Source organism: Streptomyces sp. NPDC008121, from assembly GCF_042957155.1.
GTDB lineage: Bacteria > Actinomycetota > Actinomycetes > Streptomycetales > Streptomycetaceae > Streptomyces.
In genome coordinates this window covers 1,071,353-1,095,321 of record NZ_JBIBHT010000001.1, presented here as the reverse complement: position 1 = coordinate 1,095,321, position 23,969 = coordinate 1,071,353, and the positions used below count along the sequence as shown (strand labels likewise).

At 72.9% G+C, this 23,969-nt stretch carries 20 protein-coding genes and 1 pseudogene; 15 read left to right on the top strand and 6 right to left on the bottom strand.

Annotated elements, in window-relative coordinates:
* Positions 1–222 precede the first annotated feature (222 nt).
* From ACFZBD_RS04635 to ACFZBD_RS04620, 4 genes are all read left to right on the top strand, one after another.
* Positions 223–1,935, top strand: coding sequence for a BCCT family transporter (locus ACFZBD_RS04635; RefSeq protein WP_391135958.1), 1,713 nt, complete (start codon positions 223–225; stop codon positions 1,933–1,935).
* An 82-nt stretch (positions 1,936–2,017) separates the two neighbouring features.
* Complete coding sequence (locus tag ACFZBD_RS04630) at positions 2,018–2,326, top strand: hypothetical protein (protein ID WP_391135219.1); 309 nt, start codon at positions 2,018–2,020, stop codon at positions 2,324–2,326.
* Between the two features lie 151 nt (positions 2,327–2,477).
* Positions 2,478–4,115, top strand: a complete 1,638-nt coding sequence (locus tag ACFZBD_RS04625; RefSeq protein WP_391135216.1) for an ATP-binding cassette domain-containing protein — start codon at positions 2,478–2,480, stop codon at positions 4,113–4,115.
* An 87-nt stretch (positions 4,116–4,202) separates the two neighbouring features.
* Positions 4,203–4,679, top strand: a complete 477-nt coding sequence (locus ACFZBD_RS04620) for a hypothetical protein (protein WP_391135213.1) — start codon at positions 4,203–4,205, stop codon at positions 4,677–4,679.
* A gap of 270 nt (positions 4,680–4,949) precedes the next feature.
* Here ACFZBD_RS04620 and ACFZBD_RS04615 read toward each other — a convergent pair whose 3' ends face one another.
* The gene (locus ACFZBD_RS04615; protein ID WP_391135211.1) at positions 4,950–7,340 is read right to left on the bottom strand and encodes a helix-hairpin-helix domain-containing protein; all 2,391 of its coding nucleotides are present in this window, start codon (positions 7,338–7,340) and stop codon (positions 4,950–4,952) included.
* A gap of 367 nt (positions 7,341–7,707) precedes the next feature.
* Positions 7,708–8,574 carry a hypothetical protein gene (locus tag ACFZBD_RS04610; protein ID WP_391135208.1) on the bottom strand — a complete coding sequence of 289 codons (867 nt, stop codon included), beginning with the start codon at positions 8,572–8,574 and terminating at the stop codon, positions 7,708–7,710.
* Positions 8,575–9,252: 678 nt separating this feature from the next.
* Here ACFZBD_RS04610 and ACFZBD_RS04605 point away from each other — a divergent pair.
* Positions 9,253–10,236 (top strand): DJ-1/PfpI family protein, encoded by a 984-nt coding sequence (locus tag ACFZBD_RS04605; RefSeq protein ID WP_391135205.1) that lies wholly within the window; start codon positions 9,253–9,255, stop codon positions 10,234–10,236.
* Positions 10,237–10,244: 8 nt separating this feature from the next.
* Positions 10,245–10,889 carry a DJ-1/PfpI family protein gene (locus ACFZBD_RS04600; protein ID WP_391135201.1) on the top strand — a complete coding sequence of 215 codons (645 nt, stop codon included), beginning with the start codon at positions 10,245–10,247 and terminating at the stop codon, positions 10,887–10,889.
* A 62-nt stretch (positions 10,890–10,951) separates the two neighbouring features.
* Here the strand turns inward: ACFZBD_RS04600 and ACFZBD_RS04595 are convergent, their stop codons facing one another.
* Positions 10,952–11,704: an enoyl-CoA hydratase-related protein gene (locus tag ACFZBD_RS04595; protein ID WP_391135198.1), complete on the bottom strand. Its 753-nt coding sequence runs from the start codon at positions 11,702–11,704 to the stop codon at positions 10,952–10,954.
* 78 nt (positions 11,705–11,782) lie between these two features.
* On the opposite strand from ACFZBD_RS04595, the gene ACFZBD_RS04590 reads away from it, so the two are divergent.
* The gene (locus tag ACFZBD_RS04590) at positions 11,783–12,409 is read left to right on the top strand and encodes a DUF308 domain-containing protein (RefSeq protein ID WP_391135195.1); all 627 of its coding nucleotides are present in this window, start codon (positions 11,783–11,785) and stop codon (positions 12,407–12,409) included.
* A gap of 130 nt (positions 12,410–12,539) precedes the next feature.
* Positions 12,540–12,986: pseudogene (locus tag ACFZBD_RS04585) on the top strand (ATP-binding protein); the annotation flags it as partial.
* Between the two features lie 136 nt (positions 12,987–13,122).
* Here ACFZBD_RS04585 and idi read toward each other — a convergent pair.
* From idi to ACFZBD_RS04570, 3 genes are all read right to left on the bottom strand, one after another.
* Complete coding sequence (idi, locus tag ACFZBD_RS04580) at positions 13,123–13,731, bottom strand: isopentenyl-diphosphate Delta-isomerase (protein ID WP_391135191.1); 609 nt, start codon at positions 13,729–13,731, stop codon at positions 13,123–13,125.
* Between the two features lie 144 nt (positions 13,732–13,875).
* On the bottom strand, positions 13,876–15,129 hold the full coding sequence (locus ACFZBD_RS04575) for a GNAT family N-acetyltransferase (protein WP_391135188.1): 1,254 nt from the start codon (positions 15,127–15,129) through the stop codon (positions 13,876–13,878).
* Positions 15,130–15,364: 235 nt separating this feature from the next.
* Entirely contained in the window at positions 15,365–16,306 is a 942-nt protein-coding gene (locus ACFZBD_RS04570) for a cation diffusion facilitator family transporter (RefSeq protein WP_391135185.1), read from the bottom strand.
* Positions 16,307–16,744: 438 nt separating this feature from the next.
* Here ACFZBD_RS04570 and ACFZBD_RS04565 point away from each other — a divergent pair, with 438 nt between their 5' ends.
* From ACFZBD_RS04565 to ACFZBD_RS04535, 7 genes are read left to right on the top strand one after another with little or no spacing between them, the layout of a single operon-like run.
* The gene (locus tag ACFZBD_RS04565; protein WP_391135955.1) at positions 16,745–18,676 is read left to right on the top strand and encodes a DUF5941 domain-containing protein; all 1,932 of its coding nucleotides are present in this window, start codon (positions 16,745–16,747) and stop codon (positions 18,674–18,676) included.
* Positions 18,673–19,410: a sugar phosphate nucleotidyltransferase gene (locus tag ACFZBD_RS04560; RefSeq protein ID WP_391135182.1), complete on the top strand. Its 738-nt coding sequence runs from the start codon at positions 18,673–18,675 to the stop codon at positions 19,408–19,410. The genes ACFZBD_RS04565 and ACFZBD_RS04560 overlap by 4 nt, the downstream gene beginning before the upstream one ends.
* The gene (locus tag ACFZBD_RS04555; RefSeq protein ID WP_391135179.1) at positions 19,398–20,459 is read left to right on the top strand and encodes an iron-containing alcohol dehydrogenase; all 1,062 of its coding nucleotides are present in this window, start codon (positions 19,398–19,400) and stop codon (positions 20,457–20,459) included. The genes ACFZBD_RS04560 and ACFZBD_RS04555 overlap by 13 nt, the downstream gene beginning before the upstream one ends.
* Positions 20,437–21,216, top strand: coding sequence for a CDP-alcohol phosphatidyltransferase family protein (locus ACFZBD_RS04550; protein ID WP_391135176.1), 780 nt, complete (start codon positions 20,437–20,439; stop codon positions 21,214–21,216). The genes ACFZBD_RS04555 and ACFZBD_RS04550 overlap by 23 nt, the downstream gene beginning before the upstream one ends.
* Before the next feature lie 20 nt (positions 21,217–21,236).
* Complete coding sequence (locus tag ACFZBD_RS04545) at positions 21,237–22,109, top strand: glycosyltransferase (RefSeq protein WP_391135952.1); 873 nt, start codon at positions 21,237–21,239, stop codon at positions 22,107–22,109.
* A 50-nt stretch (positions 22,110–22,159) separates the two neighbouring features.
* Positions 22,160–23,089 (top strand): ABC transporter permease, encoded by a 930-nt coding sequence (locus tag ACFZBD_RS04540; protein WP_391135173.1) that lies wholly within the window; start codon positions 22,160–22,162, stop codon positions 23,087–23,089.
* Entirely contained in the window at positions 23,082–23,873 is a 792-nt protein-coding gene (locus tag ACFZBD_RS04535) for an ATP-binding cassette domain-containing protein (protein ID WP_391135170.1), read from the top strand. Before ACFZBD_RS04540 ends, ACFZBD_RS04535 begins: the two co-directional genes overlap by 8 nt.
* The last annotated feature ends 96 nt before the right edge of the window (positions 23,874–23,969 follow it).

Sequence of the window (23,969 nt, the reverse complement as noted above, 5' to 3'; positions counted from 1 at the left end):
CGTCCGACCTGTGGTACTGCGTTACGGAGACAGTGTGTTTGCCCCGTCATGGTGCGAAAGGTGTCATCTGTGTCGCAGGAAGACCCGCCCCCGGGCGGACGTGGAGAAGACGCCGACCGGGCGCGCCGGGAAGGCCCGGGAGGCCGGGACGGACGGGAGGGCCGGGAGGCCCGCCGCAGGGGCCGTAAGGGCGGGACGGAGGGCGAAGGCCCGGCGCACCGGGTGGCCCGAGGCGTCAAGGGGGTGAAGGGGGGCCGGGAATGGCTGCCGGTGACGGCGGACCTCCCCGGCCATCCCGAGCGCCACCTCCGCGCCCGTACGGACTGGATCGTGTTCGGGGTCACGGCCGTTCTCACCGTGGCGTTCGTCGTCTGGGGGGCCACGGCCACCGACAGTCTGCAGAGCGTCTCCAGCAGCCTCCTCGACGGGCTGATCCGCGACGGCGGCTGGGCGTTCATGCTGGCGGCCTCCGGCTTCGTGGTCTTCGCGCTGTGGCTGGCGATCAGCCGCTACGGCCGGATCACCCTCGGGCAGGAGAGCGAGGGCCCGGAGTTCCGGACCGTCTCGTGGGTCGCCATGATGTTCAGCGCCGGCATGGGCATCGGCCTGATGTTCTACGGCGTCAGCGAGCCGCTCGCCCACTACACCACCCCGCCGCCCGGGACCCATCCCGTCGACCCGGAGGAGCGGATGGGGATCTCGATGGCCACCACGCTCTTCCACTGGACGCTGCACCCCTGGGCGATCTACGCCGTGGTGGGGCTCGCCATCGCGTACTCCACCTTCCGGCGTGGTCGGCGCCAGACCATCAGCGCCGTCTTCGTGCCGCTGATGGGGGAGCGGCGGGCGTACGGCGGTCCCGGCCGGGTCATCGACATCCTGGCGATCTTCGCGACGCTCTTCGGCTCGGCCGCCTCGCTCGGCCTCGGCGCGCTCCAGATCGGCAGCGGCTTCGAGGAGCTGGGCTGGATGGAGAAGACCGGGACCGGGCTGCTGGTCGGCATCATCGCCGTCCTCACCCTGGCCTTCGTCCTCTCCGCCGTCTCCGGCGTCGAGAAGGGCATCCAGTGGCTCTCCAACACCAACATGGTGCTCGCGCTGGTGCTCGCCGTCTTCGTCTTCATCGCCGGTCCCACCATCATCGTGCTCGACCTGCTGCCCACCTCCCTCGCCGCCTACATCGGCGACCTGCCGCAGCTGGCCGGCCGGACCGAGGCGACCAGCGGCGACGACATCCACGCCTGGCTCGGCAGCTGGACGGTCTTCTACTGGGCGTGGTGGATCTCCTGGACGCCGTTCGTCGGCATGTTCATCGCGCGGATCAGCCGGGGCCGGACGATCCGGCAGTTCGTCGGCGGCGTCATCCTCGTGCCCAGCGCCGTCAGCCTGGTCTGGTTCGCGATCTTCGGAGGCACGGCGATGAAGCTCGACGAGGAGCGGCGGCTGCCCGAGGAGAGCACGCCCGAGGGTCAGCTCTTCGGCCTGCTGCAGGAGTTCCCCCTCACCGGGACGATGAGCCTGCTCGTGATGATCCTCGTCGGCATCTTCTTCGTCTCCGGCGCGGACGCGGCCTCGATCGTCATGGGAACGCTCTCCCAACGCGGGGCCTTCGAACCGACCCGTCCCGTGGTCGTGTTCTGGGGCGTGGTGACCGGCGCGGTCGCCGCGATCATGCTCCTCATCGGCGACGGCCAGGGCGACGCGCTCGCGGGGCTGCAGAACCTCACGATCCTGGTCGCGGCGCCGTTCGTGCTCGTCATGCTCGGGATGTGCCTGGCCATGATGAGGGACCTGCGCGAGGACCCGCTGATCGTCCGGAACGAGGTCGGCGCGGAGGCCGTCGAATCCGCGGTGATCGCGGGCCACGAGCAGTACGACGGCGACTTCGAACTGCGCATCGGGCCGGGCCCCGGGGAACCGGATGAGCGTCCTTGATCATCCTGCGTTAGGGTTACCGACTGGTAATGATCATCCTCTGAACGGGTCCCCACGGCCCGGAAGTTGGAGAACCCCCCCCATGAAGTACGCGAAGCCGATACGCCGCACCATGATCGCGCTCACCACGACGGCGCTGCTGGCCGGTGGCCTGCTGCTCGGCCAGACGGCGGCCGCCCCGGATGCCTCGGCGGCCGGTGGCGGCAAGATCGTCTGCGAGATCGACAAGATGCGTCAGCAGTCGCACTCCCTGCGCGCGAAGGCGGCCAAGCTCCAGAAGCTCGGTGCCACGGCCGAGGCCCGCAAGGCCCGTGCCCAGGCCGACGCCCTCGACCGCCGCGTCCAGGCCTGCGTCGACGCGGACGACAACGCGGGCAAGCCCTTCAACTGACGCCCGACCCCCGGCCGCGGCCCCGCCCCCTCTCGGGTGCGGGGCCGCACCCATGCGCGCGCCCACGCCCGCACCCAACCCCGCAGCCACGCCCGCACCGGGCCGCGGCCTCGGCAGGTCCGGCGGGACACCCCTTAGGATTCGTCTCCTGATGACTGCCACTCTCGTCGCCAAGGACCTCGCCGCCGGCCACGGCGAACGCTCCCTCTTCGCCGGCCTCGACCTCGTCGTCGCCCCCGGCGACGTCATCGGCCTCGTCGGTGTCAACGGCGCCGGCAAGTCGACCCTGCTCCGGCTGCTCGCCGGCCTCGACACCCCCGAGGACGGGGAGCTGAAGCTCTCCCCGCCCACCGCCACCGTCGGCCACCTCCCGCAGGAGCCGGAGCGCCGCGAGGGCGAGACGGTACGGGAGTTCCTCGCCCGCCGCACCGGGGTCGCCGCCGCCCAGACCGCCATGGACGAGGCCACCCAGGGGCTGGTCGACGGGGCGCCCGGAGCCGACGACGCGTACGCCGAGAGCCTGGAGCGCTGGCTCGGCCTCGGCGGAGCCGACCTCGACGAACGCGCCGAGGAGGTCGCCGACTCGCTCGGCCTCACCGTCGGCCTCGACCAGCCGATGACCTCCCTCTCCGGCGGCCAGGCCGCCCGCGCCGGACTCGCCTCCCTGCTCCTCTCCCGCTACGACGTCTTCCTCCTGGACGAGCCGACCAACGACCTCGACCTCGACGGCCTGGAGCGTCTGGAGGCCTTCGTCCAGGGACTGCGCGCCGGAACGGTCGTCATCAGCCACGACCGCGAGTTCCTGACCCGCACCGTCACCAAGGTCCTGGAGCTGGACCTCGCCCAGCAGCAGATCACGCTGTACGGCGGCGGCTACGAGGCGTACCTGGAGGAGCGGGACACCGCCCGGCGGCACGCCCGCGAGGACTTCGAGGAGTACGCCGGCCGGAAGGCCGCCCTGGAGGCGCGCGGCCACATGCAGCGCTCCTGGATGGACAAGGGCGTCAAGAACGCCCGGCGCAAGGCCACCGACGGCGACAAGCTGGGGCGCAACGCCCGGAGCGAGGCCAGCGAGAAGCAGGCCGCGAAGGCCCGGCAGACCCAGCGCATGATCGAGCGGCTCGACGTCGTCGACGAGCCCCGCAAGGAGTGGGAACTGCGGATGGAGATCGCCGCCGCTCCGCGCTCCGGCTCGGTCGTGGCGACGCTGCGCGAGGCGGAGGTGCGGCGGGGCGACTTCCGGTTCGGGCCCGCCACCCTCCAGATCGACTGGGCGGACCGGGTCGCCATCACCGGCGCCAACGGCGCGGGCAAGTCGACCCTGCTCGCCGCGCTCCTCGGCCGCCTGCCGCTCGACTCCGGGGACGCCGTCCTCGGGTCGGGCGTCGTCGTCGGCGAGGTCGACCAGGCGCGCAAGCTGTTCCACGGCTCGGAGTCCCTGCTCGACGCCTTCTGCGCGGCCGTCCCGGAGACGGAGCCCGCCGAGGTGCGGACGCTGCTGGCGAAGTTCGGCCTCAAGGCCGAGCACGTCCTGCGCCCCGCGACCACGCTCTCCCCGGGGGAGCGCACCCGCGCCGCCCTCGCCCTCCTCCAGGGCCGCGGGGTGAACCTGCTGGTCCTCGACGAGCCGACGAACCACCTCGACCTCGTGGCCATCGAGCAGCTGGAGTCCGCGCTCGACAGCTACACCGGCACCCTGCTCCTGGTCACCCACGATCGCCGGATGCTGGACGCCGTCCGCACGACCCGCCGCGTCGAGGTCGCGGCGGGCAAGGTGACCGAACTCTGACGACCGCCCGCGTCGGGCGCGCACGCCCTGCGCGGTGCCGCGCGGAGGCGTGAACTGTACGCGTACGGACCCGCGCGGGACACCGCGGTGAGCGCCGACGGCGACACCGCGAAGACCGTCGCCGCCCCCTGGGGGCGGCGCATTCCAGGAGAGACCATGACCGACCTGCTGACCCGGCTCACCGAGATGCTGGACGACCTCGACGCCGACGTCGACGAGACCATCGACCTGGCCGACGAGATCGCCGCCTCGGGCGACGCGGCGATGCTGCCCCGGCTCCAGGCCGAACTGGACCGGGCCCTCGTCGAGCGCAACGCCTACGCCCGCGAACTCCTCGGCGGCGTCCTCGCCGCGATCGGCGGCCCGGACGCCCTGCCGGCGCTGCTGCGGGCCTCCGCCGTGGACCTCGGCGACGACCAGGACTCCCTGGCGGCGGAGATCGTCGACCTGGTCCAGGCCGACCCGACCCGCTCCCGCGCCCTCCTCGAGCCCCTGACGCGGGACGACGACCTGACGGTGGCCAACCGCGCGGAATGGGCCCTCCGCTTCCTCCCGAACGCCTAGGTCGTGTCCGGAAAGTTCCGCCTGGCCCGCGACGCCTGGCACGCGCCCTCGCCGCGTTGTCGGGATCACCCGAGTACGCCCAGTACGAGGGCGACCCTCCGCCTTGCGATCGCACGCACCAGACGCCGCGGGCCCTGCCCTGCGGGCAGACGGCGCTACTTTCCGGACACGCCCTAGGGGCAGGGGGCGGGCCTTGCCGGCGGGCCTTCGGGCGGGACGAGCGGTGCCGGCGGAAACCGGGCCCGGTCGCACGACCGGGCCCGGAGTACGTCAGCGGCCGCGCCGCTTGCCTCCGCCGCCCTCGTTGAGGAGGCCCGCCTTGCGCAGGGCGTCCGCCATCGCGCTGTTCGACGGCGCCGGGGTGGCGGCCTTCGAGCGGCCACGGTCGCCGCCACCGCCACCGCCACCGCCTCCGGCGCCGCGGCGCTGCTGGGGCGGCCGCCCCCGCTCCTTCTTCGGTGCGGCACCACCCGCCGCGTCCGCCGAGGCCTCATCGTCCAGCCGCAGCGTCAGCGAGATCCGCTTGCGCGGGATGTCCACCTCCAGGACCTTCACCCGGACCACGTCCCCCGGCTTCACGACGTCCCGCGGGTCCTTCACGAAGGTCTTCGACATCGCCGACACGTGCACCAGACCGTCCTGGTGCACACCGATGTCCACGAACGCGCCGAACGCCGCCACGTTCGTGACCACACCCTCCAGGACCATGCCCGCCACCAGGTCGCCGATCTTCTCGACGCCCTCCTTGAAGGTGGCGGTCCTGAACGCCGGCCGCGGGTCCCGGCCCGGCTTCTCCAGCTCGCGCAGGATGTCGGTCACCGTCGGCAGACCGAACGTCTCGTCCACGAAGTCGTCTGCCCGCAAGGAACGCAGCGCCCCGGTGTTGCCGATCAGCGAGGCCACCTCGCCGCCCGTCGTCTTCACCATCCGCCGCACCACCGGGTACGCCTCCGGGTGCACCGACGACGCGTCCAGCGGATCGTCGCCGCCCCGGATGCGCAGGAAGCCCGCGCACTGCTCGTACGCCTTCGGGCCGAGCCGCGCCACGTCCTTGAGCGCCCTGCGCGACCGGAAGGGGCCGTTGGCGTCGCGGTGCGCCACGATGTTCTCGGCGAGCCCGGCGCCGATGCCCGAGACCCGGGAGAGCAGCGGCGCCGACGCGGTGTTGACGTCGACGCCGACGCCGTTCACACAGTCCTCGACCACCGCGTCCAGCGAGCGGGAGAGCTTCACCTCGGACAGGTCGTGCTGGTACTGCCCGACGCCGATCGACTTCGGGTCGATCTTCACCAGTTCGGCCAGCGGGTCCTGGAGCCGCCGCGCGATCGAGACCGCGCCGCGCAGGGACACGTCCAGACCGGGAAGCTCCTGCGAGGCGAACGCGGACGCGGAGTACACCGAGGCGCCCGCCTCCGACACCATCACCTTGGTGAGGTTCAACTCCGGGTGCCTGGCGATGAGATCGGCGGCGAGCCGGTCCGTCTCGCGCGAGGCCGTGCCGTTGCCGATGGCGACCAGCTCCACCCCGTGCGCCTCGGCGAGCCGCGCCAGCTTCGCCAGCGACTCGTCCCACTTGTTGGCCGGGACGTGCGGATGGACGGTGTCGGTGGCCACGACCTTGCCGGTCGCGTCGACGACGGCGACCTTGACGCCCGTACGGAAACCGGGGTCGAGGCCCAGCGTCGCCCGCGTCCCGGCCGGGGCGGCGAGCAGCAGGTCCCGCAGGTTCGTGGCGAAGACCCGTACCGCCTCGTCTTCCGCCGCCGTCCGCAGCCGCAGCCGCAGGTCGATCCCCAGGTGCACCAGGATCCGGGTGCGCCAGGCCCACCGGACCGTGTCCAGCAGCCACTTGTCGCCCGGCCGGCCCCGGTCGGCCACGCCGAAGCGCGCGGCGACCGTCCCCTCGTACGAGGACGGGCCGGGGGTCTCCGACGGCTCCTCCGGCTCCAGCTCCAGGGCGAGGACGTCCTCCTTCTCGCCGCGCAGCATGGCGAGGATCCGGTGCGAGGGGAGGGCGGTGAACGGCTCGGCGAAGTCGAAGTAGTCGGCGAACTTGGCGCCCGCCTCCTCCTTGCCCTCCCGGACCCTGGCGGCCAGCCGGCCCCGTCCCCACATCCGCTCGCGCAGCTCGCCGATCAGGTCGGCGTCCTCGGAGAACTTCTCGGTCAGGATCGCGCGGGCACCGTCCAGGGCGGCGGCCGCGTCGGCGACGCCCTTGCCGCCGTCCACGAAGGCCGCGGCGGCGGCCGCCGGGTCCACCGACGGGTCGGCGAGCAGCCCGTCGGCCAGCGGCTCCAGACCCGCCTCGCGGGCGATCTGCGCCTTGGTGCGCCGCTTGGGCTTGAAGGGCAGGTAGATGTCCTCCAGACGGGCCTTGGTCTCGGCCGCCCTGATCCGCGCCTCCACCTCCGCCGACAGCTTGCCCTGCTCCCGCACGGAGTCGAGGACGGCGGTCCGCCGGTCCTCCAGCTCCCGCAGATAGCGCAGCCGCTCCTCGAGCGTGCGCAGCTGCGCGTCGTCGAGCGTCTCCGTCGCTTCCTTGCGGTAGCGCGCGATGAACGGCACGGTCGAGCCGCCGTCGAGCAGCTCGACGGCCGCCCTCACCTGTCGCTCGCGTACGCCGAGTTCCTCGGCGATCCTGCTTTCGATGGACGTCGTCACGGTGTCCCGACTCGCCTTCTCGTGCCTCAAGCTTGCGCTTGCATTCTGCCGCTTCACCGCGCCCGACGCCGCACGCCCCCCATCCCGCGCGCGGCGAGGCCCCGGCGATCGCGCACGCCGCGCCCTGCGCCGGGCGGCCGCGTGCACACGCCCCGGCGGCGCCAGCCCCCGGTGGCACCGACGGGTGCCTCGTCGCCGGCATTCGTGCGGGGCGCCCACCGGGACCGGACCCGGCCGCCGCCCGCCGGGGCCAGCCCCGCCGTGCCGCAGAGATCAGCCCCGCCGGGCCTGCGGGGCAGAACGGGAGTCCGGTATCTGCCCGCGCCCGTCCACCGGACCGGTCCTCCCCGCGCCCGCCCGGCCGGGATCAGCCCTTGCCGGTCAGGTCGGGCGGGAACGCGCCCGCCGCGGCCGCCGTGAAGAGGAAGGTGCGGGCCAGCTCCGTCAGCCGCTCCACGCCGGGCGCGCCCAGGTGCTCGTACGGGGCCGAGTCGAGGCGGTCGGTGTGGTCCTCCAGTTCCGCGCGCAGGGCCGTGCCCGCGGCGGTCAGGTCGCCCTCGGCGTCCAGCAGGCCGCGGTCGCGCAGGCGCTCCACCGCCGCGTCCCAGTCGGCCTTCCGCCAGCCGCGCGAGCCGAGCACCCAGCGCGGGGCCATGCCCTTGCCGGTCGCGGTGTGGCTGACCAGCGCCTCCAGCGGGTCGAGGCCGAGGGTGAGCAGCGCGGCCAGGTGGCCGTCGCCCCGGTACTCCCGCAGCAGCGTCGCGGCGTGCCAGTACCGCAGGTGCGGCTCCTCGGGGACGGGCAGGTCGGCGTTGCCCGCGTAGAGCGGCCGGGCGTGCCGGGTGCAGGCCTCCGTGGCCCGCAGCGCCAGCTCGGCGGCTTCCGCCATCTCCGGCGACGCGACCGTCTCCTCGCCGAGCAGCCGGCGCAGGGTGGCGTCCGCCACCCGGAGTCGGGCGTCGAGAACGGTGGCGGGGTCGGCGATCTCCCAGACGGCGGGGAGATGCCGGGCGAGCAGCTCGTGGTTGTAGTTGTAGAAGGTCGCGGCGACCGCCCCCGGCCCGACGGCCCCCAGCACGGCGCTGCGCGCGGCGAGCCGCATCGCGCTCTGGTCGTCGAAGCCGAGGCCCTTGAACTCCACGTCCAGGTCGGGCGAGAAGTAGAGGGTGGAGTGCAGCGGGTTGAGCGCGTTGTGACAGCGGCGGCCGGCGCGCGGCGGCAGTGAGGTCGTCATGGACCGAACGTTACCGACTGGTCGGTACGACGGGAACCGCCGGGCTCCGGCCGCCCGCCGCATGCGGGACCGCCGGACCGTGGCGAGCCCGCCGCCTGCGGGGAACGGGGGGTCCCGGCTCTGCCGCCTGCGGTGGAACCGCCGGGTCCCGGCCGCCGGCCGCATGCGGGACGGCCGGACCGCGGCGAGCCCGCCGCCTGCGGAGAACGGGGGTCCCGGACCGGCCGTCTGCGGTGGAACCGCCGGGCCCCAGCCGCCGGCCGCATGCGGGAACCGCCGGACCGCGGCGAGCCCGCCGCCTGCGGGAACCGCCGGGCCCCGCCCGCCCGCCGCCCACCGCCCGCGCGGACCGCTACCGGCCGGGCCGCCTGCGGGAACCGCCGGGCCCCGCCCGCCCGCCGCCCACCGCCCCCGCGGACCGCGACCAGCCGGCCGCCTGCGGGAACCGCCGGCCCTCGGCCGCCTGCAGGGAACGGAGGCCCCCGGCCCCGCCGCCCGCGCGGACCGCCTGGCCTCGACGAGCCGGCCGCCCGCCGCCCCCGCGGACCGCGACCAGCCGGCCGCCTGCGGGAACCGCCAGGCCCGCCCGCCCGCCGCCCGCCGCCCCCGCCGCCCGATGGCAGGAAAGGTGGGTTCTTCGTCATTGCGGCCATCCCGCGCCGCCCGAAGGATGGAGGCATGACGAAGCGACCCGTGCTCGTCGTCCTCTTCGACGACGTACAGAGCCTGGATGTCACCGGACCGGTGGAGGTCTTCGCCGGCGCCGGCCGCTGCCGGGGAGCCGACGGCTCGTACCCGATCCGTACGGCTTCGCTCGACGGTAGCCCGGTCCGCACCCAGAGCGGCCTGCGGATCCTCCCGGACTCCACGCTCGCCGAGGCCGTCGCGGCCGGCCCGCCGCACACCCTCCTCGTCCCCGGGGGCGAGGGCACGCGCGGGCCCGACCCGCGGCTGGTCGACTGGCTGCGGGAGAACGCCCCGCTGGCCGAGCGCCTCGTCTCCGTCTGCACGGGCGCCCTGCTCCTCGCCGACGCCGGCCTCCTCGACGGACACCGGGCCACCACCCACTGGGCCTACTGCGACCACCTCGCCCGCTGCCACCCCGCGGTCGACGTCGATCCGGACCCCATCTTCGTCCGCGACGGCCGGCTCTCCACCTCGGCCGGAGTCACCGCGGGCATCGATCTCGCGCTGGCCCTGGTGGAGGAGGACCTGGGCCGGGACGCGGCCCTCACCGTCGCCCGCCACCTGGTCGTCTTCCTCCGCCGACCGGGCAACCAGGCCCAGTTCAGCGCCCAGCTCGCGGCCCAGACCGCCCGCCGGGAACCGCTCCGCGACCTCCAGCACTGGATCAGCGAGCACCCCGACGGCGACCTCTCGGTCGAGGCGCTGGCCGCCCGCGCGCGGCTCTCGCCCCGCCACTTCGCCCGCGCCTTCCAGGCGGAGACCGGCACCACCCCCGGCCGGTACGTCGACCGCGTCCGGCTCGAACACGCCCGCAGGCTCCTGGAGGAGTCCACCCACGGCGTCCAGGAGGTCGCCAGGGCCGCCGGCTACGGCACCTCCGAGGCCATGCGCCGGGCCTTCGTCAAAGCGCTCGGCACGGCCCCGGCCGACTACCGCCGCCGCTTCCACGCACCCGTTCACCCCACCGGCCGATAGGAAACCCCATGCAGATCGCCGTCCTGCTCTACGACCGCTTCACCAGCCTCGACGCCGTCGGACCCTACGAACTCCTCGCCCGGCTCCCCGGAGCCGAGACCGTCTTCGTCGCCAAGGAGACCGGCCCGGTCAGGGGGGACCAGGGCAGCATCGCCGTCGTCGCCGACAAGACCCTCGCCGAGGTGCCGCACCCGGACATCGTCCTCGTCCCCGGCGGCCCCGGCTCGCGCGAGGCCATGCACGACCCGGAGATCCTCGCCTGGCTCCGTACCGCCGACGCGACCAGCACCTGGACCACCTCGGTCTGCACCGGCTCCCTCATCCTCGGCGGCGCCGGCCTGCTGGCCGGCCGCCGGGCCACCACCCACTGGCTCGCCCTCGACGACCTGACGCCGCTGGGCGCCGAGGCCACCGGCGAGCGCGTCGTCTTCGACGGCAAGTACGTCACCGCCGCCGGCGTCTCCTCCGGCATCGACATGGCACTGCACCTGCTCGGCCGGATCGCGGGCGACGAGGCCGCCCAGACGGTCCAGCTGCTCACCGAGTACGACCCCCAGCCGCCCTACGACGCGGGCTCGCCGGACAAGGCCCCGGCCGCGATCGTCGCCCGCTGGCGCGGCCAAGCGGGGAAGGTCCTCGCCCAGGAAGGCTGAACCCCGGCCCGCCCGGACCCGGGACCTTTCGTCCGGACCAGGCGGGACTTTCGGGACAGGGCCTACGCCCCGTACGTGAACCGGGGCGCGCGGCGCTCCAGGAAGGCGGCGACCCCCTCCGCGGTGTCGCCGCTGCCGCGCGCCTGCTCCGCCCAGTAGGCGTCCCGGTCCGTGCGGCCGTCCGCGAACTCCTTCGCCGCGGCCTGGGTCAGCAACGAGCGCGCGACCAGCACCCCGGTGAACGCGGCCACCCGCTTCTCCAGGTCCCCCGACGGCAGCACCTCGTCCACGAACCCGGTGCGCAGTGCCCGCTCCGTATCGATCAACTCCCCGGAGAACAGGAGGTACTTGGCGGCCGACGGCCCCACCAGCGCGGTCAGGCGCCGGGTCGAGGAGGAGGGGTAGACGATGCCGAGCTTGGACGGCGTGATCCCGAAGAGCGCGCCCTCCTCCGCGAACCGCAGATCACAGGCGGCCGCGAGCTGGCTCCCGCCGCCCACGCAGTAGCCGCGCACGGCCGCGAGCGTCGGCTTGGGGAAGGCGGCCAGCGCCTCCTCCGCCCGTACCGCCAGCGACTGCTGCTCGTCGCCCGGCTCACGCAACGTCGAGATGTCCGCGCCGGCGCAGAAGGTCCCGCCCTCGCCGGTGAGTACGAGCGCGCGGACCGCCGGGTCGGCGGCGAGCGGGGCGAGCAGCCCGGGCAGGCTCCGCCACATCCCGGCCGTCATCGCGTTGCGCTTGGCCGGGTTCGAGACGACGACGGTGGCGACCCCGTCGGCGACGGAGGTCTTCAGGTGCGGCTCGGTGGGCTCCATGCGGCGGATGCTATCCGGGCACCCCGACCGTACGATCAAGAAGGGGGTGCGAGAGGCCGGTCCGACGAGGAGGCGCGCATGCCCCGGGAACCCCACGACGCGGTACGGGAGAGCAAGCGGCTCAACCGCAGCTTCGGCTGGCTCGTCCTGCTCGGCGTCCTGCTCGTCCTCGGCGGGATCGTCGGGCTGATCTACACCGGCGTCGCCACGCTCACCTCGATGCTGCTGTTCGGCTGGCTGCTGCTCATCGGCGGCTTCGTGGGGCTGCTGCACGCGATCGAGTCGCGCGGCACGAACTACTTCTGGCTCGCGGTGGTGGTCGCCGCCCTGAACCTGGCGGCGGGCGTCGTCGTCATCCGCCATCCGGAGGGCTCCGCCGAGGCGCTGACCATGTTCGCGGCGCTGCTCTTCCTCACCGGCGGCGTCTTCCGCCTGGTGGGCAGTGTGGTGGTCCGCGGACCCCAGTTCGGCTGGACGCTGCTGCAGGGCGCGTTCGGGCTGCTGCTCGGACTGCTCGTCCTCCTCGACTGGCCCGACAGCAGCCGCTATGTTCTCGGCTGCTTCTTCTCGCTGGCCCTGCTCTTCGACGGTCTCGGCCTGATCGCCATCGGCGTCGGCGGCCGGCGGATCGTCAGCATGGTCGCCCCTCCGGAGGAGCCGATTCCGAACCCGTCAGCGACAGATCAGGACCAGTCGAACAACTGACGTTGGCATACTCAGCCGATCAGAAGGCGGCCGATAAGTGTCGACTTCTGGTCAGTAGGCCGGTGTGGACCGCCGGGTTATCAAACTCGACCTCGTGGCGACAATCGAGCACGAGGGTGGAAGCCGGACGATGGGAAGCCGCGGGAGCGTGCCCGCCCGGCCGCCGTCCTACGAAGGGGTCTGGCGCTTCACCGCTCCCGCGGTGGACGTCTCCGTCCCGCAGGCCAGGCACGCGGTCCGCGATCTGCTGAACCGTCAGGGCGTGCCGGCCCACGAGGACACCGTCCAAGGACTACTGCTGATCGTCTCGGAGCTGGTCACCAACGCGGTGAAGCACGCGGCGCTGCTCTCCCCCGAAGTGGCCGTCGAAGTGGCCATCGGCGCGGAATGGATCCGGGTGTCCGTCGAGGACAACCACCCCTACCGCCCCAAAGCCCTGGAAGCCGACTACGGCCAGACCGGCGGACGCGGACTGCTCCTGGTGCGCGAGACCGCACTGGAAGCCGGCGGAGCCTGCGACGTCGAACACACCGCCGGCGGCGGCAAGATCATCTGGGCCGCGCTGCCCCTCACCCCCGGAACACCCGCCCCCGCCCCCGGCGGCCCGGCCGCCGCCACCGCGGCGCCCGGCCCCCTCCCCGGAATCCCGGCGCCCGGGACAGCCCCGGAAGGGGAAGGCCCTCCCGGCGCCGGGCACATCGTGCCGTACGGAATCACCAGCCGCCGGCCGGACCCGTCAGCTCCTTGACCGCCGGACGCGCCGCGTCGAGCACCGTCATGAACCAGGCGGAGAACGGCGCGGTCGCATGGCGCTCGGCCAGCTCGGCCGCCGTCACGAACGCGGTCTCCTCGACCTCCTCCGGATCCGGCCGCACACCGCTCTGCACCATGCCGACGAAGAGATGGTTGTACTCCTGCTCCACCAGGCCCGACGCCGGGTCCGGGTGGTTGTAGCGGACCGTGCCCGCCTCCGCGAGCAGCGACGGCGAGACACCCAGCTCCTCGAACGTGCGCCGCGCGGCGGCCGCGAACGGCGCCTCGCCCGGATACGGATGGCCGCAGCAGGTGTTCGACCAGACACCGGGGGAGTGGTACTTGCCCAGCGCGCGACGCTGCAGCAGCAGACGGCCCGCCTCGTCGAACAGGAACACCGAGAACGCCCGATGCAGCCGGCCCGGCGCCTGGTGTGCGGAGAGCTTCTCGGCCGTCCCGATCGTGTTGCCGTCCTCGTCGACCAGCTCCAGCATGATCGACGCCTGGACGCCGTTCGGCGAGATTCCGTTCGGCGAGCTGTGTGCCGCGGTGGCTGGTGTGGTCGCCATACCCGTCCTTCTTCGCTTCGGTCTCGGCCCGGTGAGGGCACCTCAGTCTGCCGTACAAAAGCGGCTTGTCCGTACTTCGGCGGCCGGACATGGCCGGGCCCACCACACCGGAGTACACCCGGTGTGGTGGGCCCGCCCGACCCCTCAGACGCCGAAAGCCGCCGGATAGTGGATCGTGCCCATGGGCACGGGCCCGGAACCGTCCAGGACCAGCGCCATCATCGCCTCGTCGGGGACCTCGAAACCTGGCTTGATCCCGTACTGCGAAGCCCGTGCGAATCCGAACCGGGGGTAGTACTCCGGATGGCCGAGCACCAGCACGAGCCGCTCGCCGCGCAGCCGCGCCGCGTCGAGCACCGCCCGGACGACGGCCTGCCCGGCGCCGGAACGCTGATGGGCCGGGGCCACGGCGACCGGCGCCAGAGCCGCCGCCGGAACGTCACCCACCCGACAGCGGGTGATCAGCGCGTAGGCCGCCACCGTGCCGTCCGGCGCCTCCGCGACGTACGAAAGCCCCGGCAGCCAGGCACTCCCGTCCTCGCGCAGGGCGTCCACCAGCGCGGCCTCGTCGCCGCCCGCGAACGCCGCCGTGTTGATCTCCCGTACGACGGGAACGTCGGCCGGGGTCTCCTCCCGGGTGCGCCACCGGGGATCGGTGGGACGCAGGACGTAGCCGGTGTAGCCGAACTCGGCGCCGTGGTCGCGGCGCATCGCGATCTCCTCACGGGTGGCGGCGAGCGCCTCGGCCATACCCGGCGCGGCCGGGTCCGCCGCGTCGGCCCGAGCGGCGAGCGGGCCGTAGTACTCGTCCCAGTCGCTCTCGGGCTGCCGGACGGTCCCGAGGACGTGGTAGCCGGCCTCGACCGAGGCCGCGGTGTTCTCGGCGCCGCCACGGAGCCGGTAGTGCCGGTCCCAGAAGGCGCGGGCCTCAGGGGACGGGTCGTCGGCCGTCCACTCGCACTCGGTGAGCACGAGCGTGCCCCCGGGCGCGAGGAGCCGGCGCCAGCCGGCCAGGGCGGTGTCGAACCCGATCGAGTACGCCGAGCTCTCGGCCCAGACCAGGTCGAAGGAGCCGTCCGGGAGAGGAAGCTCACCCATGTCGGCGTGCAGGGTACGGACGGAGGCGCCGAGCCCGCGGGCCTCGGCGGCCTCCCGCAGTTCCCGCAGGAACGGCTCGTGCAGATCGACCGCCGTCACCTCGGCGCCCGCCTCGGCGGCGAGGAACAGAGCGGAGCGGCCGGGGCCGCACCCCAGGTCGAGCACGCGCGGACGCGCGGGGAGCGGCCCGGCGAGGTCGAGCAGACGACGGGTGGTGGTGTCGGAGCCGGGACCCTGGCGCGGAAGACCGCGGTGCAGGGCGAAGAAGGCCTCGTACAGAGCGTGGGTGTTGTCGGACAACGTGGGAAACCCTTGTGAGAGAGGGCCCCGGCCGACGACATGACGTACCGGTCGGCGTCACGGCCCGGACGGCGGTGACGCGGCGGACCGGGAGATCAGATCAGCCGGAGACCCGGGAGCTGAAGCAGGACCGGGCGCTGCCGCACGGGGCAGCCTCCATCGCGACGGTCATCAACCTCAGCTCCTCTCACCTACGGGTTCGTGCGCCGAGATTAACAGGGGCGGGGCCCCCGGGTCACAGACAGAGCCCGGCCTCGTGGGCGGCGTGGCCCGCGGGCTCCAGCTGGAAGGTGCAGTGCTCCACGTCGAAGTGCGAGCCCAGGCACCCCTGGAGGTCGTGGAGCATCTTCTCGTGCCCCACCGAGTCCAGGGCGCCCTGGTCGACCACCACATGGGCGGAGAGGACCGGCATCCCGGACGTGATCGTCCAGGCGTGCAGGTCGTGCACGTCCTCGACGCCGGGCAGCGCCAGTATGTGCGCCCGTACCTCCGCCATGTCGACGCCCTTGGGGGCCGACTCCAGCAGCACGTCCAGGGTCTCGCGCAGCAGCTTGACCGTGCGCGGCACGATCATCAGGCCGATCGCGATCGAGGCGATCGGGTCGGCGTACTGCCAGCCCGTGGCGAGGATGACACCCGCCGCGACGATGACCGTCACCGAACCGAGAGCGTCCGCCAGGACCTCGAGATACGCGCCGCGGACGTTGAGGCTCTCCTTCTGGCCGCGGACCAGCAGGGAGAGGGAGACCATGTTCGCGACCAGACCGATCAGCGCGAACGCGATCGCGAGTCCCCCCTTGGTCTCGGCCGGTTCGATGAACCGCTGGATCGCCTCGTACAGCACGTAGCCGCCCACGCCGAGGAGCAGCAGGCAGTTGGCCAGGGCGGCGAGGATCTCGGCCCGCGCGAAGCCGAAGGTGCGGTGGTCGGTGGGCGGCCGGTTGGCGAAGTGGATCGCGAGCAGCGCCATGGCGAGGCCGACGGCGTCCGTCGCCATGTGGGCGGCGTCGGCGATCAGCGCGAGAGAGTCGGCGAGGATGCCGCCGACGATCTCGATCACCATCACGGAGAGGGTGATCGCGAGCGCGATGCGTAGCCGCCCCTGGTAGGCGGCAGCCGCCGTGCCCGTGGGCGGCGGCCCTCCGTGGCTGTGCCCGTGGTCGTGTCCAGCCCCCATGACAAGGCCTCCCGGTCGTGTCGTTCCCTGTGCCCCGCACGCAAGTGAACTACGGGAGGGGGGTACCTGCAACACGGCACTGAACACCGTTGTCATATGCCCTGACCTGCGGTGATGTCCCCTGGTCAGAGGCCCGTGGCGATCAAGAGGGGCGCCGAGGGTAAGCGTCCGTCCCAGGGGGTGCCCTGCGCAGTTTGTGGGCGGGGGTGCCGATCGATCATGATGATCTCCGCAGCACGCAGCACGCGGCGCGCTCGCACCGATGCGAGGGGGCCCGGGGGAGTCCTCCCCGCGAAGCCTCGGTGAACTCGCGCTTTCGTTCATCCGATAGCCTCGGCCGACGTGCCGCCGCCCTTCGACGGGCCGCACCACCGTGCCCCGGGCCGTGTGCCGGGGGCCCCCGCCGGCCCGTCCGCCAGCTCCAAGGAGTGAGTTCGTCTGTCGACCGCCATCCTCACCGGTCCGCCGGTACCCGGATCGTCGCTCGACGGCGATCTGCGGTCACTCGGCTTCGACGTCAGGGTCGCCTCCGGCCCGCACGAGACGGGCGCGCTGCTCGCTGCCGTGCCGGCGGCCGAGCGGGTCGCCGTGGTCGACCCGCGGTTCGTCGGACACCTCCACGCGCTGCGGCTGGCCCTCACCGACCCCCGCTTCCCCGCCGCGGCGGCCCCCGGCGCCCTCACCGCGCGGCCGGAGGCCCGGACCGCCCTGACCCGCGCGCTGACCGCCCTGCCGCCGGCCGGCACCACACTCGCGCCGGCCGACGCGACCCGGACCGAGGCGTCCGACGCCTCCGACACGGCCGGGACCGCCACGGCGACCGCACCCGACGGCACCGCGACCGCCGCCGACACCGCCCTCGTGACGGCCCCCGCCGCGACGGGCAGCCTGCCCGACACGCTCGCCGACGCCCTCGACGCCGAGGGCGTGGCCGTGCACCGGCCCGAGCTCGGCTCGCTCGTCGCCTCCGTACCGGCCGACGCCGAGGCCCGCCACGCCGCCCGCGCCGCCGTCGCGGCCGTCGACGACGAGGCCGTACGCCTGCGCTCCGCGGTCAAGGCCCACGACGGCTTCTTCACCACCTTCTTCATCAGCCCGTACTCCCGCTACATCGCCCGCTGGTGCGCCCGGCGCGGGCTGACCCCCAACCAGGTCACCACCGCCTCGCTCCTCACCGCCCTCCTCGCGGCCGGCTGCGCCGCCACGGGCGAGCGCGGCGGCTACATCGCGGCCGGCGTCCTGCTCCTCGTCTCCTTCGTCCTGGACTGCACCGACGGGCAGCTCGCCCGCTACTCCCTGCAGTACTCGACGATGGGCGCCTGGCTCGACGCCACCTTCGACCGCGCCAAGGAGTACGCCTTCTACGCCGGCCTCGCCCTCGGCGCCGCCCGCGACGGCGACGACGTGTGGGCCCTGGCGCTCGGCGCGATGGTCCTGATGACCTGCCGCCATGTCGTCGACTTCTCCTTCAACGAGGCCAACCACGACGCCCAGGCCAACACCAGCCCCACCGCCGCCCTCTCCGACCGGCTCAACGGCGTCGGCTGGACCGTCTGGGCCCGGCGCATGATCATCCTGCCGATCGGCGAGCGCTGGGCGATGATCGCGGTCCTCACCGCCGTCACCAGCCCCCGGATCGTCTTCTACGCCCTGCTGATCGGCTGCGCGTTCGGCGCCTGCTACACCACGGCGGGCCGGCTCCTGCGCTCGGTCACCCGCAAGGCGCGCCGTACCGACCGGGCCGCCCAGGCCCTCGCCGACCTCGCCGACTCGGGCCCGCTCGCCGAGCTGGTCGCCCGGGCCGGCCGCCGCCCCGCGCTGCGCCCGCTGTTCCGCGCCCCGGTGCTGTGGGCCGCGGCCGGGACGGCGCTCCTGCTCGCCGTCGCCCTCGCGGAGCCCTTCGGCTCCCCCCTCACGGCCGTCGCCGCGCTGCTCTACGCCCTCCTGGCCGGCGGCGCGGTCGTCCGCCCCCTCAAGGGCGCCCTCGACTGGCTCCTCCCCCCGTTCTTCCGCGCCGCCGAGTACACCACCGTGCTCGTGCTGGCCGCCAAGGCCGACGCCCCGGGGGCCCTGCCCGCCGCATTCGGGCTGGTCGCGGCGGTCGCCTACCATCACTACGACACGGTGTACCGCATTCGCGGCGGCACCGGCGCGCCGCCCGCCTGGCTGGTGCGCACCATCGGCGGTCACGAGGGCCGCACGCTCCTGGTGACCCTGCTCGCCGCGCTGCTCGCGAGCCGTGGCGACGACTTCACCCTGGCGCTCACCGCCCTCGCGGTCGCCGTGGCGCTCGTGGTGCTCGTGGAGTCCATCCGCTTCTGGGCGTCCTCCGGAGCACCTGCCGTACACGACGAAGGAGAAACAGCATGATTGGCCTCGTACTGGCAGCCGGTGCCGGACGGCGTCTGCGCCCCTACACCGACACGCTCCCGAAGGCCCTCGTGCCCGTCGACGGTGAGACGACCGTCCTCGACCTCACGCTGAAGAACTTCGCGGAGGTCGGCCTCACCGAGGTCGCCGTCGTCGTCGGCTACCGCAAGGAGGCCGTGTACGACCGCAAGGCGGAGCTGGAGGCGAAGTACGGCGTCAGCCTCACCCTCATCGACAACGACAAGGCCGAGGAGTGGAACAACGCCTACTCCCTGTGGTGCGCGCGTGAGGTCCTGAAGAAGGGCGTCATCCTCGCCAACGGCGACACCGTGCACCCGGTCTCCGTCGAGAAGACCCTGCTCGCCGCCCGCGGCGAGGGCCGGAAGATCATCCTCGCCCTCGACACGGTGAAGAGCCTCGCCGACGAGGAGATGAAGGTCATCACCGCCGACGGCAAGGGCGTCCAGCGCATCACCAAGCTGATGGACCCGGCCACCGCCACCGGTGAGTACATCGGTGTCACCCTCATCGAGCCCGAGGCCGCCGAGGAGCTCGCCGACGCCCTGAAGACCACCTTCGAGCGCGACCCCGACCTCTACTACGAGGACGGCTACCAGGAGCTCGTCAACCGCGGCTTCACCGTCGACGTGGCGCCCATCGGCGACGTGAAGTGGGTGGAGATCGACAACCACGACGACCTGGCGAAGGGCCGTGACATCGCGTGCCAGTACTGACCCGGCTCATCCCGTCGCCGGTCGTCGTCGACATCCGCCGAGGAGCGCTGGACGACCTGTCCGCGCTCCTCGCGGACCAGCGGATCTCCAGCAACGGCAAGATCGCCGTCGCCATCAGCAGCGGCTCGGGCGTCAAGCTGCGTGACCGCTTCGCCCCCGAGCTGCCGGGCGCCGACTGGTACCCCGTCGACGGCGGCACCATCGACGCGGCGGTCAAGCTCGCCGACGCGATGCGCGGCAAGCGGTACGACGCCGTCGTCGCGCTCGGCGGCGGCAAGATCATCGACGTGACGAAGTACGCGGCGGCCCGTGTCGGCCTGCCGCTGGTGGCCATCGCCACGAACCTGTCGCACGACGGCATCTGCTCGCCGGTGTCCACCCTGGACAACGACAACGGCCGCGGCTCCTACGGCGTCCCGACCCCGATCGCGCTCGTGATCGACCTGGACGTGATCCGGGACGCCCCGGTGCGCTTCGTCCGGTCGGGCATCGGCGACGCGATCTCCAACCTCTCCGCCATCGCGGACTGGGAGCTCTCCCACCGCGAGACGGGGGAGCCGGTCGACGGCCTCGCCGCGGCCATGGCCCGCAGCGCGGGCGAGGCGGTCCTGCGCCACCCCGGTGGCGTCGGCGACGACGACTTCCTGGTCACCCTCTCCGAGGGCCTGGTGATGTCCGGGATCGCCATGTCGATCAGCGGCGACACGCGCCCCTCGTCGGGCGCCTGCCACGAGATCAGCCACGCCTTCGACCTGCTCTTCCCGACCCGCGCGGCCAGCCACGGCGAGCAGTGCGGCCTCGGCGCGGCCTTCGCGATGCACCTGCGCGGCGCGTCCGAGGCGTCCGAGCTGATGGTCGACACCCTGCGCCGGCACGGGCTGCCCGTGCTCCCGGAGGAGATCGGGTTCAGCGTGGACGAGTTCGTCCGCGCCGTGGAGTTCGCCCCGCAGACCCGTCCGGGCCGCTTCACCATCCTCGAGCACCTCGACCTGTCCACAGACGAGATCAGGGACGCGTACGCCGACTATGCCAAGACCATCCGTAGCTGAGCTCCGCCCGGTCGTCCACCCGGCGGGAGTGAAGGACCGGCGCAGCGGTGAGCACTGGGCCGGCCGCCTGTACATGCGGGAGATCTCGCTGCGGGTGGACCGCTACCTCGTGAACACCCGGGTCACGCCCAACCAGCTGACCTACCTGATGACCGTCTTCGGTGTCCTCGCGGCCCCGGCGCTCCTCGTGCCCGGGATCTGGGGCGCCGTCCTCGGCGTGCTGATGGTCCAGATGTACCTCCTGCTCGACTGCGTCGACGGCGAGATCGCCCGCTGGAAGAAGCAGTTCTCGCTCGGCGGCGTGTACCTGGACCGGGTCGGCGCCTATCTGTGCGACGCCGCGGTCCTCGTCGGCTTCGGCCTGCGCGCGGCCGATCTGTGGGGCCCCGGACGCATCGACTGGCTGTGGGCCTTCCTCGGCACGCTCGCCGCGCTCGGCGCCATTCTGATCAAGGCCGAGACCGACCTGGTCGGCGTCGCCCGGCACCAGGGCGGGCTGCCCCCGGTCAAGGAGGCGGCGTCCGAGCCGCGCTCCTCCGGCATGGCGCTGGCCCGCAAGGCCGCCGCCGCGCTCAAGTTCCACCGGCTGATCCTCGGCATCGAGGCGTCGCTGCTGATCCTGGCCCTGGCCGTGGTGGACGCGGCTCGCGGCGACCTGTTCTTCTCGCGGCTCGGCGTCGCGGTCCTCGCGGGCATCGCGCTGGTCCAGACGCTGCTGCACCTGGTGTCGATCCTGGCGTCGAGCCGGCTGAAGTGAGGACAAGCGTGAGTACGCCGATGAAGCTGGGCGCCGTCATCATCACCATGGGCAACCGGCCCGACGACCTGCGCGCGCTCCTCGACTCGGTCGCCAAGCAGGACGGCGACCCGGTCGAGATCGTCGTGGTCGGCAACGGCGCCCCGGTCACCGGGGTGCCGGACGGCGTCCGCACCATCGACCTGCCCGAGAACCTGGGCATCCCCGGCGGCCGTAACGTCGGCATCGAGGCCTTCGGCCCCGGCGGCACCGACGTGGACGCCCTGCTCTTCCTGGACGACGACGGACTGCTCGTCGGCACCGACACCGCCGAGCTGGTCCGCCAGGCCTTCACCGCCGATCCGCGGCTGGGCATCATCAGCTTCCGGATCGCGGACCCGGAGACCGGCCTGACCCAGCGCCGGCACGTCCCGCGCCTGCGGGCCTCCGACCCGATGCGCTCCTCGCGCGTGACCACCTTCCTCGGCGGCGCCAACGCCGTCCGGACGAAGGTGTTCGCCGAGGTCGGCGGCCTGCCGGACGACTTCTTCTACGCCCACGAGGAGACGGACCTCGCCTGGCGGGCCCTCGACGCCGACTGGATGATCGACTACCGTTCCGACATGGTGCTGCTCCACCCCACCACGCCGCCGTCACGGCACGCGACCTACCACTTCAACGTGGCGCGCAACCGCGTGTGGCTGGCCCGCCGCAACCTCCCCGCGCCCCTGGTCCCGGTCTACCTCGGCGTGTGGCTGCTGCTCACCCTGGCGCGACGGCCCTCCGTCCCCGCCCTCAAGGCATGGTTCGGCGGATTCCGGGAAGGCTGGACGACTTCCTGCGGTCCCCGCCGTCCCATGAGGTGGCGTACGGTGTGGCGGCTGACCCGACTGGGACGCCCGCCCGTCGTCTGACATCGTGGTACCCGACTTGCCGCGCATCTTGAATACGAAAGTTTCGACTTGTGAGTGACACAACCCACGACGGTGGGGTCGCGACGAGCGCCCCGCCGTCCGCCGACGACGGCCTGAGTCCGGCCGCGCTGGCCGCGAAGCACGGTCTGTCGGTCAGCGGCGCCCGGCCGGGGCTCATCCAGTACATCCGGCAGCTGTGGGGCCGGCGCCACTTCATCCTGGCCTTCTCCCAGGCGAAGCTCACGGCCCAGTACAGCCAGGCGAAGCTCGGCCAGCTGTGGCAGGTGGTCACCCCCCTGCTCAACGCGCTGGTCTACTTCCTGATCTTCGGGCTCATCCTCAACGCGGACCGGGGCATGTCGCGGGAGGTGTACATCCCGTTCCTCGTGACCGGCGTCTTCGTGTTCACCTTCACGCAGAACTCCGTGATGGCCGGTGTGCGCGCGATCTCCGGGAACCTCGGCCTGGTGCGGGCGCTGCACTTCCCCCGCGCCACCCTGCCGATCTCCTTCGCGCTCCAGCAGCTCCAGCAGCTGCTGTTCTCGATGATCGTGCTCATCGCCATCGCGGTCGCCTTCGGCAGCTACCCCGCCGTCAGCTGGCTGCTGATGCTCCCGGCGCTGCTGCTGCAGTTCGTCTTCAACGCCGGCCTGGCCATGATCGTGGCGCGGATGGGTGCCAAGACCCCGGACCTGGCGCAGCTCATGCCGTTCATCATGCGGACCTGGATGTACGCGTCCGGCGTGATGTTCTCCATCCCCGTGATGCTCGCCGAACAGCCGACCTGGATCGCCGACCTGCTGCAGTACAACCCGGCGGCCCTCCACATGGACCTGATCCGGTTCGCGCTGATCGACGGCTACGGCGCCTCCAACCTGCCCCCGCACGTCTGGATCGCCACCCTGATCTGGACCGTGGTGGTGGGCCTGGGCGGCTTCGTCTACTTCTGGAAGGCCGAGGAGAGGTACGGCCGTGGCTGACCACGACAGCGACCAGGGACGCATTCCCACCGTCATCGCGGACGAGGTCCACATCGTCTACCGCGTCAACGCCGGAGCCGGCGGCAAGGGCAGCGCCACCGCGGCGCTGAGCCGGATCCTCGGCCGCGGCAAGGGGGAGGCCGCCCGCGGCGTCCGCCGGGTGCACGCCGTCCGGGGGGTGTCCTTCACCGCCTACCGCGGCGAGGCCATCGGCCTGATCGGCTCCAACGGCTCGGGCAAGTCGACGCTGCTGCGCGCCATCGCCGGCCTGCTCCCGACGGAGAGCGGCAAGGTGTACACCGACGGGCAGCCCTCGCTCCTCGGTGTCAACGCGGCGCTGATGAGCGACCTCACCGGCGAGCGGAACGTCATCCTCGGCGGGCTCGCCATGGGCATGAGCAAGGAGGAGATCCGCGACCGGTACCAGGGGATCGTCGACTTCTCCGGCATCAACGAGAAGGGCGACTTCATCAGCCTGCCGATGCGGACGTACTCCTCCGGCATGGGCGCCCGGCTCCGCTTCGCGATCGCGGCCGCCAAGAACCACGACGTCCTCATGATCGACGAGGCGCTGGCGACCGGCGACCGGAAGTTCCAGATCCGTTCCGAGGAGCGCATCCGCGAGCTCCGCAAGGAGGCCGGCACGGTCTTCCTGGTCAGTCACAGCAACAAGTCGATCAGGGACACCTGCGACCGGGTGCTGTGGCTGGAGAAGGGCGAGCTGCTCATGGACGGGCCCACGGAAGAGGTCCTGAAGGCGTACGAGCGCGAGACCGGGAAGTAGCCCGCGACCGTGTGCGAAGGGGCCCCGCCGGCGACGACCGGCGGGGCCCCTTCGCCGTATCCGGCGGCCGTACCCCGCGACCTTCCGGGCTTCGGG